18 protein-coding genes are annotated in these 13,179 nt (G+C 36.5%); 1 reads left to right on the top strand and 17 read right to left on the bottom strand.

Annotated elements, in window-relative coordinates:
- Window positions 1–6: 6 nt before the first annotated feature.
- From SMAR_RS03345 to SMAR_RS03280, 14 genes are all read right to left on the bottom strand, one after another.
- Window positions 7–510, bottom strand: a complete 504-nt coding sequence (locus SMAR_RS03345) for a Na+/H+ antiporter subunit E (RefSeq protein WP_011838952.1) — start codon at window positions 508–510, stop codon at window positions 7–9.
- Window positions 503–928, bottom strand: coding sequence for a Na+/H+ antiporter subunit C (locus SMAR_RS03340; protein ID WP_011838951.1), 426 nt, complete (start codon window positions 926–928; stop codon window positions 503–505). Before SMAR_RS03340 ends, SMAR_RS03345 begins: the two co-directional genes overlap by 8 nt.
- Window positions 925–1,761 (bottom strand): MnhB domain-containing protein, encoded by an 837-nt coding sequence (locus SMAR_RS03335; protein ID WP_011838950.1) that lies wholly within the window; start codon window positions 1,759–1,761, stop codon window positions 925–927. Before SMAR_RS03335 ends, SMAR_RS03340 begins: the two co-directional genes overlap by 4 nt.
- The gene (locus SMAR_RS03330; RefSeq protein ID WP_011838949.1) at window positions 1,761–2,060 is read right to left on the bottom strand and encodes a Na(+)/H(+) antiporter subunit B; all 300 of its coding nucleotides are present in this window, start codon (window positions 2,058–2,060) and stop codon (window positions 1,761–1,763) included. Before SMAR_RS03330 ends, SMAR_RS03335 begins: the two co-directional genes overlap by 1 nt.
- Window positions 2,057–2,452 carry a monovalent cation/H(+) antiporter subunit G gene (gene mnhG / locus SMAR_RS03325; protein ID WP_011838948.1) on the bottom strand — a complete coding sequence of 132 codons (396 nt, stop codon included), beginning with the start codon at window positions 2,450–2,452 and terminating at the stop codon, window positions 2,057–2,059. Before mnhG ends, SMAR_RS03330 begins: the two co-directional genes overlap by 4 nt.
- 2 nt (window positions 2,453–2,454) lie before the next feature.
- A complete protein-coding gene (locus SMAR_RS03320; protein WP_011838947.1) occupies window positions 2,455–2,748 on the bottom strand; it encodes an MrpF/PhaF family protein in 294 nt (97 codons plus the stop codon).
- Between the two features lie 11 nt (window positions 2,749–2,759).
- Window positions 2,760–3,221 carry a NuoI/complex I 23 kDa subunit family protein gene (locus tag SMAR_RS03315; protein WP_011838946.1) on the bottom strand — a complete coding sequence of 154 codons (462 nt, stop codon included), beginning with the start codon at window positions 3,219–3,221 and terminating at the stop codon, window positions 2,760–2,762.
- A 5-nt stretch (window positions 3,222–3,226) separates the two neighbouring features.
- Window positions 3,227–4,354: an NADH-quinone oxidoreductase subunit D gene (locus tag SMAR_RS03310; protein WP_011838945.1), complete on the bottom strand. Its 1,128-nt coding sequence runs from the start codon at window positions 4,352–4,354 to the stop codon at window positions 3,227–3,229.
- The gene (locus SMAR_RS03305; protein WP_011838944.1) at window positions 4,351–4,905 is read right to left on the bottom strand and encodes an NADH-quinone oxidoreductase subunit C; all 555 of its coding nucleotides are present in this window, start codon (window positions 4,903–4,905) and stop codon (window positions 4,351–4,353) included. The genes SMAR_RS03310 and SMAR_RS03305 overlap by 4 nt, the downstream gene beginning before the upstream one ends.
- Before the next feature lie 2 nt (window positions 4,906–4,907).
- The gene (locus SMAR_RS03300; protein WP_011838943.1) at window positions 4,908–5,447 is read right to left on the bottom strand and encodes an NADH-quinone oxidoreductase subunit B; all 540 of its coding nucleotides are present in this window, start codon (window positions 5,445–5,447) and stop codon (window positions 4,908–4,910) included.
- Between the two features lie 5 nt (window positions 5,448–5,452).
- On the bottom strand, window positions 5,453–7,051 hold the full coding sequence (locus SMAR_RS03295) for a proton-conducting transporter transmembrane domain-containing protein (protein ID WP_011838942.1): 1,599 nt from the start codon (window positions 7,049–7,051) through the stop codon (window positions 5,453–5,455).
- Window positions 7,052–7,194: 143 nt separating this feature from the next.
- Window positions 7,195–7,395 carry an RNA-protein complex protein Nop10 gene (locus SMAR_RS03290; protein WP_011838941.1) on the bottom strand — a complete coding sequence of 67 codons (201 nt, stop codon included), beginning with the start codon at window positions 7,393–7,395 and terminating at the stop codon, window positions 7,195–7,197.
- Window positions 7,392–8,195, bottom strand: coding sequence for a translation initiation factor IF-2 subunit alpha (locus SMAR_RS03285; RefSeq protein ID WP_011838940.1), 804 nt, complete (start codon window positions 8,193–8,195; stop codon window positions 7,392–7,394). Before SMAR_RS03285 ends, SMAR_RS03290 begins: the two co-directional genes overlap by 4 nt.
- 27 nt (window positions 8,196–8,222) lie before the next feature.
- On the bottom strand, window positions 8,223–10,274 hold the full coding sequence (locus SMAR_RS03280; protein ID WP_148676733.1) for a hypothetical protein: 2,052 nt from the start codon (window positions 10,272–10,274) through the stop codon (window positions 8,223–8,225).
- Between the two features lie 161 nt (window positions 10,275–10,435).
- Between SMAR_RS03280 and SMAR_RS03275 the strand changes: the two genes are divergently transcribed.
- Window positions 10,436–10,822 (top strand): hypothetical protein, encoded by a 387-nt coding sequence (locus tag SMAR_RS03275; RefSeq protein ID WP_148676732.1) that lies wholly within the window; start codon window positions 10,436–10,438, stop codon window positions 10,820–10,822.
- Here SMAR_RS03275 and SMAR_RS03270 read toward each other — a convergent pair.
- Genes SMAR_RS03270 through SMAR_RS03260 form a run of 3 tightly spaced genes read right to left on the bottom strand, consistent with a single transcriptional unit; the run spans window position 10,811 to window position 13,158 of the window.
- The gene (locus tag SMAR_RS03270) at window positions 10,811–11,308 is read right to left on the bottom strand and encodes a hypothetical protein (RefSeq protein ID WP_011838937.1); all 498 of its coding nucleotides are present in this window, start codon (window positions 11,306–11,308) and stop codon (window positions 10,811–10,813) included. The two genes, SMAR_RS03275 and SMAR_RS03270, sit on opposite strands and share 12 nt — an antisense overlap.
- Window positions 11,301–12,434 (bottom strand): DNA primase small subunit domain-containing protein, encoded by a 1,134-nt coding sequence (locus SMAR_RS03265; protein ID WP_011838936.1) that lies wholly within the window; start codon window positions 12,432–12,434, stop codon window positions 11,301–11,303. The genes SMAR_RS03270 and SMAR_RS03265 overlap by 8 nt, the downstream gene beginning before the upstream one ends.
- Window positions 12,412–13,158, bottom strand: a complete 747-nt coding sequence (locus SMAR_RS03260; protein WP_011838935.1) for a DNA polymerase sliding clamp — start codon at window positions 13,156–13,158, stop codon at window positions 12,412–12,414. The genes SMAR_RS03265 and SMAR_RS03260 overlap by 23 nt, the downstream gene beginning before the upstream one ends.
- Window positions 13,159–13,179 lie beyond the last annotated feature (21 nt).

Raw genomic sequence — 13,179 nt, 5'->3', positions numbered from 1 at the left:
ACCTCTCTAATCAAATATTTTCTTAGCGTATTTCTCGAAAACACGAGATATATGCTCCCGTGCCCCCTCATCTGTTAAATCAACCGCTCTTATCCAGTGAACATAGAGGTATTTATTGTTCTCATCAACGTCGACAGTAATTGTTCCAGGTGTATTTGTTATTGAATTAGCTATAGTTGTAACTGCATAGTCTGTTTCTACACTATACGGTATTCTCACAATTGCCGGCTTAACATTTGATGGTTTAAATATTAATTTGATAACCTCCCAGTGAGCTTTCGCTTCTATTATGGTAAAGTACAGTATTGCGTAGACTAAGCCCCAAAACCATCTAATAGGACTATATATCTTCTCAGCATTCCTTACTACAGCATCACCAAATAGGTAAGCTACAAGTATAGCAACAATTATTCCCAATAATAACTCGAACAAACTATATGATCCAGTATAGACTAGATAAATAATTATCAAAGGAATAATTAACCCTATAATCGCTTTCACTTTATTCACTCATCTCACCCCTCATTTTCTTCTCCAACAATCTCACATCGAGAGTTCCATATTTTTGGTAGAGAAGCAATGCTACGTAGCCAAGGAATACAAGAACTGCTAACCCAATAACTATAGCTGTAACAACCAAGACTTGTGGAACCGGATCAACAGCTTCTCCCGCGAAATTCAATAATTTATTATAACCTACAACCGGGTGATCTGTGAATGATATTCCTGGAAATACTGGTGGTTTAATCATGCCTGCATGCACACCGATCATGACTGCTATTAGATTAGCTGTGTCGCCAAGTATGCTTAGAAGTATTAGTTTCTTAACAATATTGGGGCGAGTAGCCATTCCATATACTGTGATTACAATTATTGTTATAGTAACAGCGTATATGTAGCTCCATATAAGTGTTGAAGCATCAATCACTCTATATCACCCCCTTCAACAAGCTTCTTCCTCGGCAGAGCCATTATTATAAATGCAAGGCTAAGACCAGCCGACACAGCCAAAAACTCGGCCAGATTTAGGAATATAAGGGAACCACTATAGAGTATGTTACCGAAAACGCCTAAATCAGCGAGATACCCCATACCAATAGGTGCCCAAGGCTTCCACTGATTCTGCACAATATAAGCTGTGACACCGCTAAAGAATCCAACAACAAATAGTGCTGTAACAGTAATTGAGATTATTAGTAATCCCAGAGTTCTAAAACCTAGTAATCTCATCTTAGTCCATCCTCTACCATAGAGAAAACCTGTTCCAAGAGCTATTATAGCTAGTAGTGAAGACACAGCAAATATGCTCCCACCCTGGAATCCTCCACCAGGAGTCAAATGTCCGTGTAAAGCAACGCTAGCAGCAACTACTGGAACAGCTACAAGTATTATTTTCGTTATTGTTTTAGAAATAACACTCATACCCTTAATACCTAATGATCCCTTATCTATCTTCACACTCCTAACAAGCATTAAACCACCTATTATGGCGAAGAAGAATACACTTGTCTCATATACAGTGTCTAAACCACGATAATCCCATAAAATACTAGTAACAACCTCCGGACTCCCACTCCACCAATCTTTATTCTCCCAATTATACGTAGTTGTCAAAAACCAGTTAGCAAGCCATCTATTAGTTTCCTGTGGAGGAACACTTATAACAAGAAATGATACGAGCATATAAGATAATATAACAACTATTGATACAGCCACAATAGATAAGAAAATATCTCTACCGGAAACTTTTCTCTCCGCCATCACTTACCACCACTCTTCTCCAATGCTTCACTCAAAGACTCATACTCCGTATCTTCTGTACGCGAAATAATGAAGAGGAATAAAGCAGTATACATACCTACACCAACAGCGACATAGGCTAATACGAGATCTGGAGCGGCTAACAATGTAAGAGCCAATGTATACGCAACAGCTTGGCCAGCAGAATAAATAGTTGCTTTTACTAAATTCTTAGCTTTCAGAGTCATGTATGTAAGTATTAATGCATAAGTCATGAATAATGCTAATAAAATATAGCATAATGGAACACTAGGTATCATTGCTTACCAACCTCCCTCTCCTCATCTTCTAAAAGCTTATCAGCAATTATGGGTTCAGGCATAACTATCCTAGACTTATGAGCACCTTGAGCAAGTGCATGGCTCCCAACAGGGGCAGTTAAGACTAGGAAAAATGCTGTAGTAAAAGCTATGCCTGAAATATAATACTTCACATTTCCCAACCAGTCAAAAGTTAATGCTATTAATCCCAAACCTATAAGTGGGTAAAATCCTCCACCAATAGCTCCAATTGTTGCGGCATGTAGTCTGAGATAGAAATTCCTAAACCTATTCATACCTATTGAAGCTATAAGGTCAAGTACTCCTCCAACCAGTATTAGAGCCAAACCAACATAGTAAGCTATAGCTTCTAACACCACGCCTACATCCACACCTAATCACCCAGCTCCCTCTTGACCAGATACTTTGAAACATACATGTCTAGGAGATAAGCCCATAACACTAAGGGTAATGCTCCAACTGCTAGTAGCGGTGAATTACATAGTAAGCTAAACAATACTATGAAAACAGCTAGATCATAAGATAAAGTATCAACAGCCAACACTATATCAGGCAGAGAAGGCCCTTTAACTACCCGTATAAAATAAAATATTGATGCCAAAATAAATAATCCAGTAGCAAAAGATAAGAGATACAACGTTATTTCTTGAGGAGGCAATAGAGACATATCAACACCTCTTATTTTTTCTTGGGTGGAGGAGTTAAGGGAGGCTTCCAAGTATCTTTGCTCAGCGTGATAACATATTTTCCTTCAGGCGGCTTAGCCAGCATTTCCGGTGTATACAATGTTGTTGCTTTATCCTCTGTTATCAAATGCTCCATAGTATAATTAGTCATCGCTAATGCGTTCACAGGGCATGCTTCAACACATAAGCCGCAATATGTGCATCTACTATAATCTATTCCTGGAAAGATCTTCTTCCTATTCTTAGGATAATCTCCTTCAACATGATACATTTTAATAGCATCAGCTGGACATGCTAGTTGGCATGCACGACAACCTATACATCTATCCATATAGAGTATATGCCTAGCTCTAGTCTTAGACGTGACATAAGCTTCTTCCTTATAGGGATACATACGTGTATATGGTTTTTTAAACAAATACTTAAAACCTAAGAGCACAGCTTTTAACACCATTTCCATCACCTATCAATATCTGGGGGACATGGATCAAAGCTTCCAATAAGCACGGGTAAGTCAGCTATAGTTATTTCCTCGTTGTGAACAATGTGTTTCAACACAGTTGTTAAATGAGCCATTGTTGGTCCACGGAATTTTATCCGGTAAGGGCTTAAAGGTTTAGAATATCTACGCGCTCCTGGAGGTCTCTGAAGAATGTGTGCTAAGAATTCTCCCCTAGCGCTCTCGACCCTACCTATACCCTCGCCGGCTGGTATTGTAGCTGGTAGTCTATACCTATATGGTCCTTCTGTAGGCATTTTTTCAACGGCTTGCCTGATAATCTCCATACTAATATACATTTCCCTGAGTCTAACTAGAGCACGATCATAGGAGTCTCCATATTCTCCACTTGGAATCTCGAAATCTATTTCTCCATAAGCATCATATTTTAGAACCTTCCTTAAATCAAATTTAACACCGCTTCCACGTAGTGTAGGACCTGTGGCTCCCAGTCTTATAGCATCTCCTGGTTTTAATCTACCCATATCTCTAGCTCTCTTCTCAAATATTGGGTGATAGAAGAACCCGTCTCTTATATCATCTATTAATGGCTTAATCACCTTCAAAACTTTCAGAGTCTTCTCCTTGAAATCACTGGGTATATCCCATCTTACTCCTCCAGGGAAAATATAGTGATGATAAATTCTATGCCCAGAAACATAGTCGAACCATTTAAGTATTTCTTCACGAGCCGCAATAGCCCATGATGTAGCATATCTAGCAGCAATAGGTCCTGCGAAATACATCATCCATAAGAGATGACTAGCCAATCTACTGAATTCAGCAACTATTACTCTAACATATTTTGCCTTCTCAGGCGGCTCTATACCGAATATTTGCTCCATTGCATGAGTATATGTAAGCTCTATATGATCAGGGTCCTCAACACATATACGAGCACTCATAACTAAATCCATGTCCCATCTACGATATTCCATCATCTTCTCGAATCCACGATGCAGAAAACCTGGGATTAGATCTATGTCTAGAACACGTTCTCCATCAAGCAATAATTTAAACCCAACATTACCGGGTGCGCCGGGGTGTTGTGGGCCGAGAAATACTGTTAAAACCTTAGCCTTACTCATTTCTCTCCACCCTTCTCCATTAAGCTATATCCGCCGAGGCTCCTTTTCTGAACAGGTCTTTCATATCTTTTGCCACCATAGTAGAGTTTCAAAACAATATCTCTTGTATCAATATCTTTTCTGAAAGGCGGGGGTCCCTGCCAATTATCTTCTAGAATCCATTTACGGAGACCATCATGATTATTGAATCTTACACCGAAGAACTCGTATGCTTCGATTTCTTGATAATATGCTAAAGGATAAATAAAGGATGCAGTATCGATAACTGGATTGTCTCTGGGCAATTTTGTTCTAATAGCTACTAATTGTCCATTCTTAGATATAGAATCTATTAAGTATACAAGCTCGAAAACATTCTCGTCAGGATAATCAATCACAGTTATCCCGATGAAGTGATCATACCCAGCATCCTTAATAGCTGGAAGAACCTTGCACAAGTCTTGAGGCTCAATAGTTATCTCTATACGCTTACCTGTATCAGTGCCTTCAATAGAGAAACTATTCTTATACTTATCCGGCAACTTCTCTATAAGCTCCTTATCTATCTCCATCGTTAACCCCTTACTTTAGCCATCATCTTTTCACGCATTTCAATCTCTCTATAAATGAGCTCCTCGAGTTCTCCAGGCTCCTCCACCGGTCTAGGATTAACTATTCTGCCCTCACTGATCTTCTTTCTCAACTTTAAAAATCCTTGAAGCCAATCCTCTGCTCTAGGCATACAACCTGGAACCCATACATCAACAGGCAAAAATTCATCTACAGCTTTAACAGTTGAGTAGCTATCCCAGTATAATCCACCGGTTGCTGGACAGTTACATCCAACCATAACATATCGGGGCTCGGGCATTTGATGATAAAGCCTCATCAGGACCTTTAAGGTTTTCTTCGTAACATAACCCATTATTACTAGAACATCTGCTTGCCTAGGAGAAGGCGCAGGCATAATACCCCATCTTTCAGCATCTAGTGGAGCCATCATATTGGGTGGCAACTCTATTGCTCCACATGCTGAACAGTAATGTATCATCCAAATACTTCTACTCCTAACCCATTCAGCGAATCCTAGCTTGAACTTTTTCTTTCCACTCATTATAATTAACCACCTCTTAGAAGCATTTGAGATAGATAATCATAAGCAGTTTTAACATATTCATATCTAAACTGTGAAGAAAACATTGATTCCACTATCCGAGACAATACTTGTTCATTTAAGTAATTATAGAAAATACCGGTTAATATAGTTGCTAAAACCAATAATATAATCAATACTTTAGCAGAATACGAGGCTCTAGCTATTTTTCCAACAATACTGCGCCTCCTATAACCTATCGCCACAAACCATAATCTAGAGAAGCCTACGAATGATAACGCTGATCCAAGTAAGATAACTATAAGTAATGGATAAATTCCTGAATCAAGAACCGCTTCAAACAACATTAACTTTGCAAAGAACATGTTAAGTGGAGGTATACCTACAACTGCAAGTCCACCAAATAATAATGCTGAAGCAATATATGGATCAACTCCTCCGATCTCCTCTAATTTATCAATATCTGTAGTCTTGTATTCAGCTTCAACTTCACCAACAGCAATAAATAATAGTGGCTTAACTATTGTATGCGCAAGAATATAGAATAGCGCAGATTGTAACCCCATATTGGTAGCCAAGCCAATACCGATCATTACGTATCCCATATCGAGAATAGTGCTATATGCAATTATCCTTTTAGCATCCCTGGATACAGCCATCAAGTATCCTCCAACAATAATGTTCACTGTGCCTAGGATTACTAGCAAAGATAAGAGCCACAGTACCTTATCAATCCCCACAATAACATATAATATTCTTATAATCACATATGCCCCTATCCCCTCAGCAACTGCAGCCATTGTCGCGGCAACGGATGAGGGCATATTAGAATAAGCATCTGGCAACCAGAAATGATGAGGGAAAACAGCTGATTCAATCATGAAAGCCCAAACAGCTAGTCCAGCAAATAATATGAGAACGGGAAAAGGATTAAGAGCTAAACCAGTAGTTTCTCCGAAATAGCTTAAACCCATACTAGCAGCGGCTGCATCAGGCATAGCCAGGGTTCCTATACCGCTATATAGGAATACGACGGCTAAGAAATAAATAGTTGATCCGACAGCTCCGAATAATCCATACTTAATAGTAGCGTTTAAGGGCTTACCTTTTTCTCTGAAATAAGCTGTTAAACCATACGCTGTAATACTCATTACTTCTAACATTACGAATAAGTTGAAGAGATCACCTGTATAGGCTATTCCCAGCATTCCAGCTTGTAAACCTAGATATAAGGTATAATACCATTCATTATGCTTAGAGCTTCTCTCAAGATAACTATATGAGACAATATTTATTAATGGAAAGATCAAACCAATTAATAAGCCGAAGAAAGCACCAAGAACATCTACTTCATATATTATGCCGAAGGGGGCTGGAAAACCTGCAAATAAATATACGATAATATTATTTGTACCATGTATATATAGGTAAACAAGTATTGTAAGAAATGCATTTATTAGAAATACGGTTTCTGAATAAATAAATGCAAATAATGATCTCTTATTAGATAATAAAGATGAAAGAAGTGGAAGCATAAATGCGGAAATCACAGCTAATAATGGGGCTAAAGCGGCTGCTACAACCGCAACTGATTGGTAGACCATTTTATCTCACGCCATCAATGTTAGGTTAGACTAATAAAAGACACTATGTTAAGAGTCTTTTTGTTCAAGGTAATAAATTTTATCCGTCTACTATAATATGATTATGTGGGATAATGATGGGATAAATCAAAAGCTATAAGTGTTCAGGGATCATATACAGGAATCTTATTTAGGTCTAGTATCCCAGTTTTTATTTTCATTTCTAACCTATAAGCAACATATTTATCTTCAGGACTAAATCTTGGAGGATGGGGAACAATAAGTTCTCCGCCACAATATGGGCAACGATCATGGTTAAGAGTATATCTGCCGCATCTAATGCATTTACGCATTAACCATCTCATTTCCTTTCACGCTCAAACCTAAATTCTACCTTTAACTCCTTTGCTAATTTCTCGGTGGTTGTCAATATTTCCTTTAATACTTTTTCAGCCTCCTTATAATCTGGAGCTATTATCTCTATAACATATCGTGGAGATCCCAATAGGTATATTCTCCCCTTCACGTTATCTCCTACTTTATCAAGAATTTCTTTAGCTGATAACAATATTTTCTTTATTCTCTCAACACCGTCTGATTCATAGCTTCTCAGAAACATTAATCCTCTTATCTTTACCATCTTGACTTTAACATGTCTTAGAGCCTCATTATATAATGGTTCGATCCATTCTTCCGGAATACCTGCCTCGCGTAAAGCATCTGGTCCTCTGATAACAGCTTCTTCAAGCCCCAATAATGGATCACCATAATAGTCTTCAAGTTTCCACACAACCTCTCTATAAGCATCTTCAATGCTCTTACCTATTTTCTCGGCAACAAGCTCTACTATCTTAGATGCTTTCAGATATCTTTTCCACCACAACATTTTTCTTCTCTTCTCATTTTCAGGAACCTTCTTTAACGATACATCAACAGTTTTCCTGCGCCTATTAACTCGGATCACTTTAACAACTATTTTCTGGTTTTCACGTATAACGTCGCGAATATTTCTAACCCACCTAGAAGCCACTTCGCTCCACGGCAAATATGCTTCTAAACCATTATATTCATCTAGCGTAACATAGGCTCCATAATCAAAGATCTCCTTAACTGTTGCTATAACATATTCTCCAACATTTGGTAATTCTTTTCTGGGTATAGGCATCTCTATAACCCTCCTATGCGTTTTTCTCTATGATATATTTGTTTCAACCTTATAAAGAGCAACCATATATGTGACATTAAGTGTTGTTGTCCCTGTATCGACAGGGTATAGTGGAAGCATTATTGTTGATACATGCTTAAAGAATTGAGGCGGAGAAACCCCCTCTACTGGTATAGGAGATAATACATCATTGATAACGCTTAATGATTCCCTTCTCAAAGCATCAACTACTAATTTGACTACAAGTGATTGTTTTGTATTATCTTTCCATGCAAGAGGTACTTCGAAATAGGCTCTAGCCTTTGTATAGTCTAGATATGACTGTATAGAGGCGTTAATAAGCGATAAATATAATGGTATTCTAGCTATATCACCTACTGGCTGATATAACACTTGTGTTTGACCAGTTGTTTGAGAGGGGATCACAATTGGCCTGCCTATATGAGCATTATTAGCTAATGGTGTCGCTCCTCCTTTCTCAATACTGACAACTTCTGAAACAAGTACATATACATCTATATTACTATCGTTTCCGATCAGCTTCTTTATCAATTGATAAGCTGTATTTTCATCGCTCATCATAATCCATGAAATAATTCTTTGACCTCTTAAACTACCCTTATAATCTGCAAGAGTATGTGCTTTACCACCAATATATCCGATAATCCAGTAGCTGAATCCCCAATACGATATAATCAATGATTCCCGATCAGTATTATTCATGATATAGCTGAGAGCCTTCAGTAATGGGCTTTCAGGTATTGATTTGTTATGGAGGATTTCATATGTGAAATCACCATAATAGACGCTTGGAGGCGTAGTTATTAACGCGTATGAGGGTATAGCATTGCCTAATATGCTTCCAAACAGTATCCATGCAGCGACAACTATGTAAACTACTCTATGCCAGCCTCTACTCGTGCTCGATAAGAAAGATGCAATACTTATTAAACTCAACGATACAAATGGCACTATGCATGATGCAGTAAATACTGTGAGCGTTGGATCAAAATATGAAGCTATCAAACCTATAATGAAGCCAGCTATAAGAACAAATTCTAAAAAGTTATTCTTCAGATCAACAAGTATATGACTACGAACAACAGCTATGATCGCTATAATAGATAATATCCCTATGATACCATAATCATATAGAGGATTATAAAGTCTATAATAATCCTCATAGACTCCATAACCAGAAATAAAATCAAGTAATAGAAAAGCCGATGCCAACCCAATAGCATAACCCATTATACTACCAATAATTCTCCAAGCAAACCTAGAATATTCTCCAACTACACGTGTAACTCTATACTCAATATAACCTATCACAATATTCGATACTAGAAGAACTAAGCTGAAAATATGATATACAGTAAGATAAAGGAACCCAGTTAAAACATTTAATGGTAGAGAGAAAACCAGTAACAGTAACCCAGTCAATAATGATTCACGAAAAATAGTTCCCTTATATATAAGAGCTGATAAATAAATAGAATACACCACAAGTATAATCCAAGCACCAGGCCACATAAGCCACAATATTCCAGACAATATACTGCCTAACACAATTAAGTATAACCGATTATATCTAAGCCCTAAACCTAGAAGTATCGGTACAACTAGCCATAAAGACTGTGAAACATACGCTCCAAACATATTATATTTAAACCAATAAATAAAAGCAGGCATAAAACTGAACAACATCGTTGAGAAACCAGCTACATACATATTTTTAGAAATTAAATACGAGACAGTGAAGACTAGGAAAATATATACTAGTGATAAAATAACAACAGTCATCCAAGGAGACAAATTCATTTTCACAACAAATAAATCTAAAAGTATTGGAGACAATAACAAGTTTCTTCCATCAATAAATCTGAGATAAGTATCAGATACAGGATTATGGCCACCGCTAAAATACTGGATAACATGTAGATGAAACCATGAAACCATATCATCAGGAACATCTCGGTACTGATTCATATAATAACTAATCCAAATATAGCCAAAAACACCGATCGCTAATAAAATAATACCTACAACCACTTCAATAACAAACCTATTATTCTTCATCATTTATCCCCTTCTTCCAAACAACTACTTAACAACTAGTAAATACGAAATAGCCGTAATAAATTAAAATTGTTTCCTTCAATAAGATAAAACAATTATTTTTAATCTTGAAATCGTATTTTATTCCGGTAAGGAATAAACCGATGGATAGTGTGGTTGGAATGACTAGGATAAAAAAGGAGTTGCTAGGTCATCTATTAGAATATGGGTATGTAATAGAGAAAGTATCCACGCTTATTCTCGCAATAGTGTTTCTAATAACAATAATAGTTATACCAAACTGGTATAGAACCTTCCTAAACTATTCTCTTAATCCCCAATTATATGGTGTCAGATATATTGGAACATCAATATTAATAACCGTGTTGATGCTTGTGAACGCTTTCATAGCTTATTTAATACCACACTTTGCACCATCTCTGAGACCTAGAGGGTTCAGAATGTTAAGGGACAGAAGAACATTATCGATCTATTTAGCTCTCATAGCTTCATTATTATCGTTATCGATACTATCATATGTTTTACTAGTATCACAGTTATTGATGTAGTATTTGTTCCAAATATGGATTAATAAATAACTCTATATTACCCTCTATATAATTGATAAGTGCTTTCTCAGCCTTCATAAAAACAATGTCTCCTGGCATATATTTTCTGTTTTCAACGTAGCATTCTTTCTTACACTTAACAATTAATTTATCACCTGTTCCAAGAAGAAACTTTGAAATATATAGTTTTGCGAAATCAACTATGCTGTTAATTTTATCCAATATAAACTTATCAATAGCTTCATCTGGATGATCGCTTCCAAGAGATTTCTTGGCAAGCCTTAATCTAATAAGTAATTCTGCATCATAAACAATGTTTTCTAATACCTTATTAAATAACTTCTTAGAGTCTTTACTCATATATATTAAGTCTCCCATATTATTCTTAATAAATGATTCATATTCCTGGATCTTTGCTGGATGAATCAATGTTATCTTATCTGATCCTATCTCTTCTCTAATCAATCGTAGGAAGACATCATACATTTTTAATCACCAATTTTTCATCACTAATTATTTTAACAATACCTTTTAAAGTAAGATAAACAGCAATCTTCGAATCGAGAATCTTCTTCACACCTCTCTTTAAATCAATTTTTTCATCAAAAACTTGTAAACCAGAAATATCGATCAGAGGCTTAACAACTATATTACCGCTCCAAGGACAGAAATCATTTATGTCGAACTCGTAATTATCCAATGGCTCTATAAGCTTCGTTATTAATCCTGATTTTCCATTTATGGAGTTTCCGAACCTGGATAATCTAGAAATATCCATTGTAACAACTATATCTATAGGTATTGTTAGGTCATTGATTGTTTCTTCCAGAAGTTTTAGGGGGAGTTTAATAAATAATTCATTTCCATTAACTATATTGTTTTTGATCACATAGTCTAGGACTCTCTTTCTTATTCCATGTTCATTCCTTGTGATAATAACGTATTTTTTTCTCTTACCTATTACTGGAAATAATTTATTGATATCAAAGTTTTCAAGTGATATGTAAGATGCTATTTCTCGTCTTTCATCACTTTCTAGATCCCAGATTTTCTCATCGATTACTTTCACATGGAATCCCCTGTTTCCCGAAAAATATATTTTGATATTTTTTAATCCAAGCTCGTCTTCTAATATATACTTGATTCTTAATGCGTCTCGGTATGCTTTCTGAATGCATTCTGTTTTAATTAATGGGTGAATTACTGGTTTAGATTCTGTTTTTGGGCACGTCTTTATTTTTCCATCATATATTGTGTTCTCTTCTATGCATATTGATAAGATCTTATCGCATCCTGGATAGTGGTCGGAGTCTAGATCAAACATTAGATCTGATCCTATCCATCCCTTAAGCTCCATTTTATTAACTGATGGCGATTCATAATATGCTGATGAATAATAGAGATGTAGAGGGGTTTTCTCGTTTAATATAAAATTATATAAATGAGTTATTGAAGGAAAAGATAAATGCCTAATATATGCTTCATCCTCAAGACTGTGAATAGCTATTTCTCTCTTATGAATATACAGTGGTTCCTCTAATGGTTTCCGCGAATAATATTCTCTAAGGATTTTTTTGATGAAAAACTTATTACTCGACTCTTGGCGCGACATAGAATGTTAACCTTCCCTCTTGTGGAAGAGTATATTCTATTTTGCATGGAACAGCTGTTGCAAACTCGAATGTTAGCTCCTCAGCTGCTTGTGATGCTCCGGAGATATCTGATAAGTAATCTATAGTATATATTGCTCTAGCATCTTCTGAAGCCTCAAAATCTATGAGCGCACCATTTTCAATGCTTAATTCTATTTCCGCTTCAACAATGTCCCCCGAAGCTTTCGCTATAATTTTCTGTTCATCCTTAATAGCTCTAAACTCTATAGCATCACTTATAGGCTCTAATTCCTTAACCACATCTCTAAAAGTTGAAGGCAACATTTTGGCTTTAACTGTAAACGGTATTTTTAGTTCGGGTAATTCTTCAGCGATTGTTTCTAGGCTTGGTATAATAAACATTCTTGTTCCACGTCCTAGAAAAATTACTGCTAATCTTCCAGCCTCTAGTGTTCGAAGCTCTAGCTCATCTCCTTTAACAGCTCTTCTCAGAATTTTTGTTAAATCCTCCATATTGACTCCTATAGTTTCTTCTTTATCGAATTCGTATTCTAGTAGTCCTTCGCGGGGAATATAGAAGTCAACCATAACTATTCTTGATGGATCAATAGCTCGGAGCCTAATACCGTTTTCCTGGATCTTATATGCTCCCTCATCTATTATTTTACCAATAGCGTTCATAGCATAACGCCAAGCACGAGCATCAGCGAATCTAAGCCTCATAAATGTAACACCTCATTTTTA

Source organism: Staphylothermus marinus F1 (genome assembly GCF_000015945.1).
In the GTDB taxonomy this organism is placed as follows: domain Archaea; phylum Thermoproteota; class Thermoprotei_A; order Sulfolobales; family Desulfurococcaceae; genus Staphylothermus; species Staphylothermus marinus.
Note: the sequence above shows the minus strand (reverse complement) of the source record. Positions and strands in the feature narration are given on the sequence as shown.

Excerpts from the sequence above, each read along its gene's own strand:
- SMAR_RS03335 (WP_011838950.1), bottom strand. The coding sequence starts at position 1,761 with ATGGCGGAGAGAAAAGTTTCCGGTAGAGATATTTTCTTATCTATTGTG.
- SMAR_RS03330 (WP_011838949.1), bottom strand. The coding sequence starts at position 2,060 with ATGATACCTAGTGTTCCATTATGCTATATTTTATTAGCATTATTCATG.
- SMAR_RS03320 (WP_011838947.1), bottom strand. The coding sequence starts at position 2,748 with ATGTCTCTATTGCCTCCTCAAGAAATAACGTTGTATCTCTTATCTTTT.
- SMAR_RS03315 (WP_011838946.1), bottom strand. The coding sequence starts at position 3,221 with ATGGTGTTAAAAGCTGTGCTCTTAGGTTTTAAGTATTTGTTTAAAAAA.
- SMAR_RS03310 (WP_011838945.1), bottom strand. The coding sequence starts at position 4,354 with ATGAGTAAGGCTAAGGTTTTAACAGTATTTCTCGGCCCACAACACCCC.
- SMAR_RS03305 (WP_011838944.1), bottom strand. The coding sequence starts at position 4,905 with ATGGAGATAGATAAGGAGCTTATAGAGAAGTTGCCGGATAAGTATAAG.
- SMAR_RS03300 (WP_011838943.1), bottom strand. The coding sequence starts at position 5,447 with ATGAGTGGAAAGAAAAAGTTCAAGCTAGGATTCGCTGAATGGGTTAGG.
- SMAR_RS03295 (WP_011838942.1), bottom strand. The coding sequence starts at position 7,051 with ATGGTCTACCAATCAGTTGCGGTTGTAGCAGCCGCTTTAGCCCCATTA.
- SMAR_RS03290 (WP_011838941.1), bottom strand. The coding sequence starts at position 7,395 with ATGAGATGGTTAATGCGTAAATGCATTAGATGCGGCAGATATACTCTT.
- SMAR_RS03285 (WP_011838940.1), bottom strand. The coding sequence starts at position 8,195 with ATGCCTATACCCAGAAAAGAATTACCAAATGTTGGAGAATATGTTATA.
- SMAR_RS03280 (WP_148676733.1), bottom strand. The coding sequence starts at position 10,274 with ATGAAGAATAATAGGTTTGTTATTGAAGTGGTTGTAGGTATTATTTTA.
- SMAR_RS03275 (WP_148676732.1), top strand. The coding sequence starts at position 10,436 with ATGACTAGGATAAAAAAGGAGTTGCTAGGTCATCTATTAGAATATGGG.
- SMAR_RS03270 (WP_011838937.1), bottom strand. The coding sequence starts at position 11,308 with ATGTATGATGTCTTCCTACGATTGATTAGAGAAGAGATAGGATCAGAT.
- SMAR_RS03265 (WP_011838936.1), bottom strand. The coding sequence starts at position 12,434 with ATGTCGCGCCAAGAGTCGAGTAATAAGTTTTTCATCAAAAAAATCCTT.
- SMAR_RS03260 (WP_011838935.1), bottom strand. The coding sequence starts at position 13,158 with ATGAGGCTTAGATTCGCTGATGCTCGTGCTTGGCGTTATGCTATGAAC.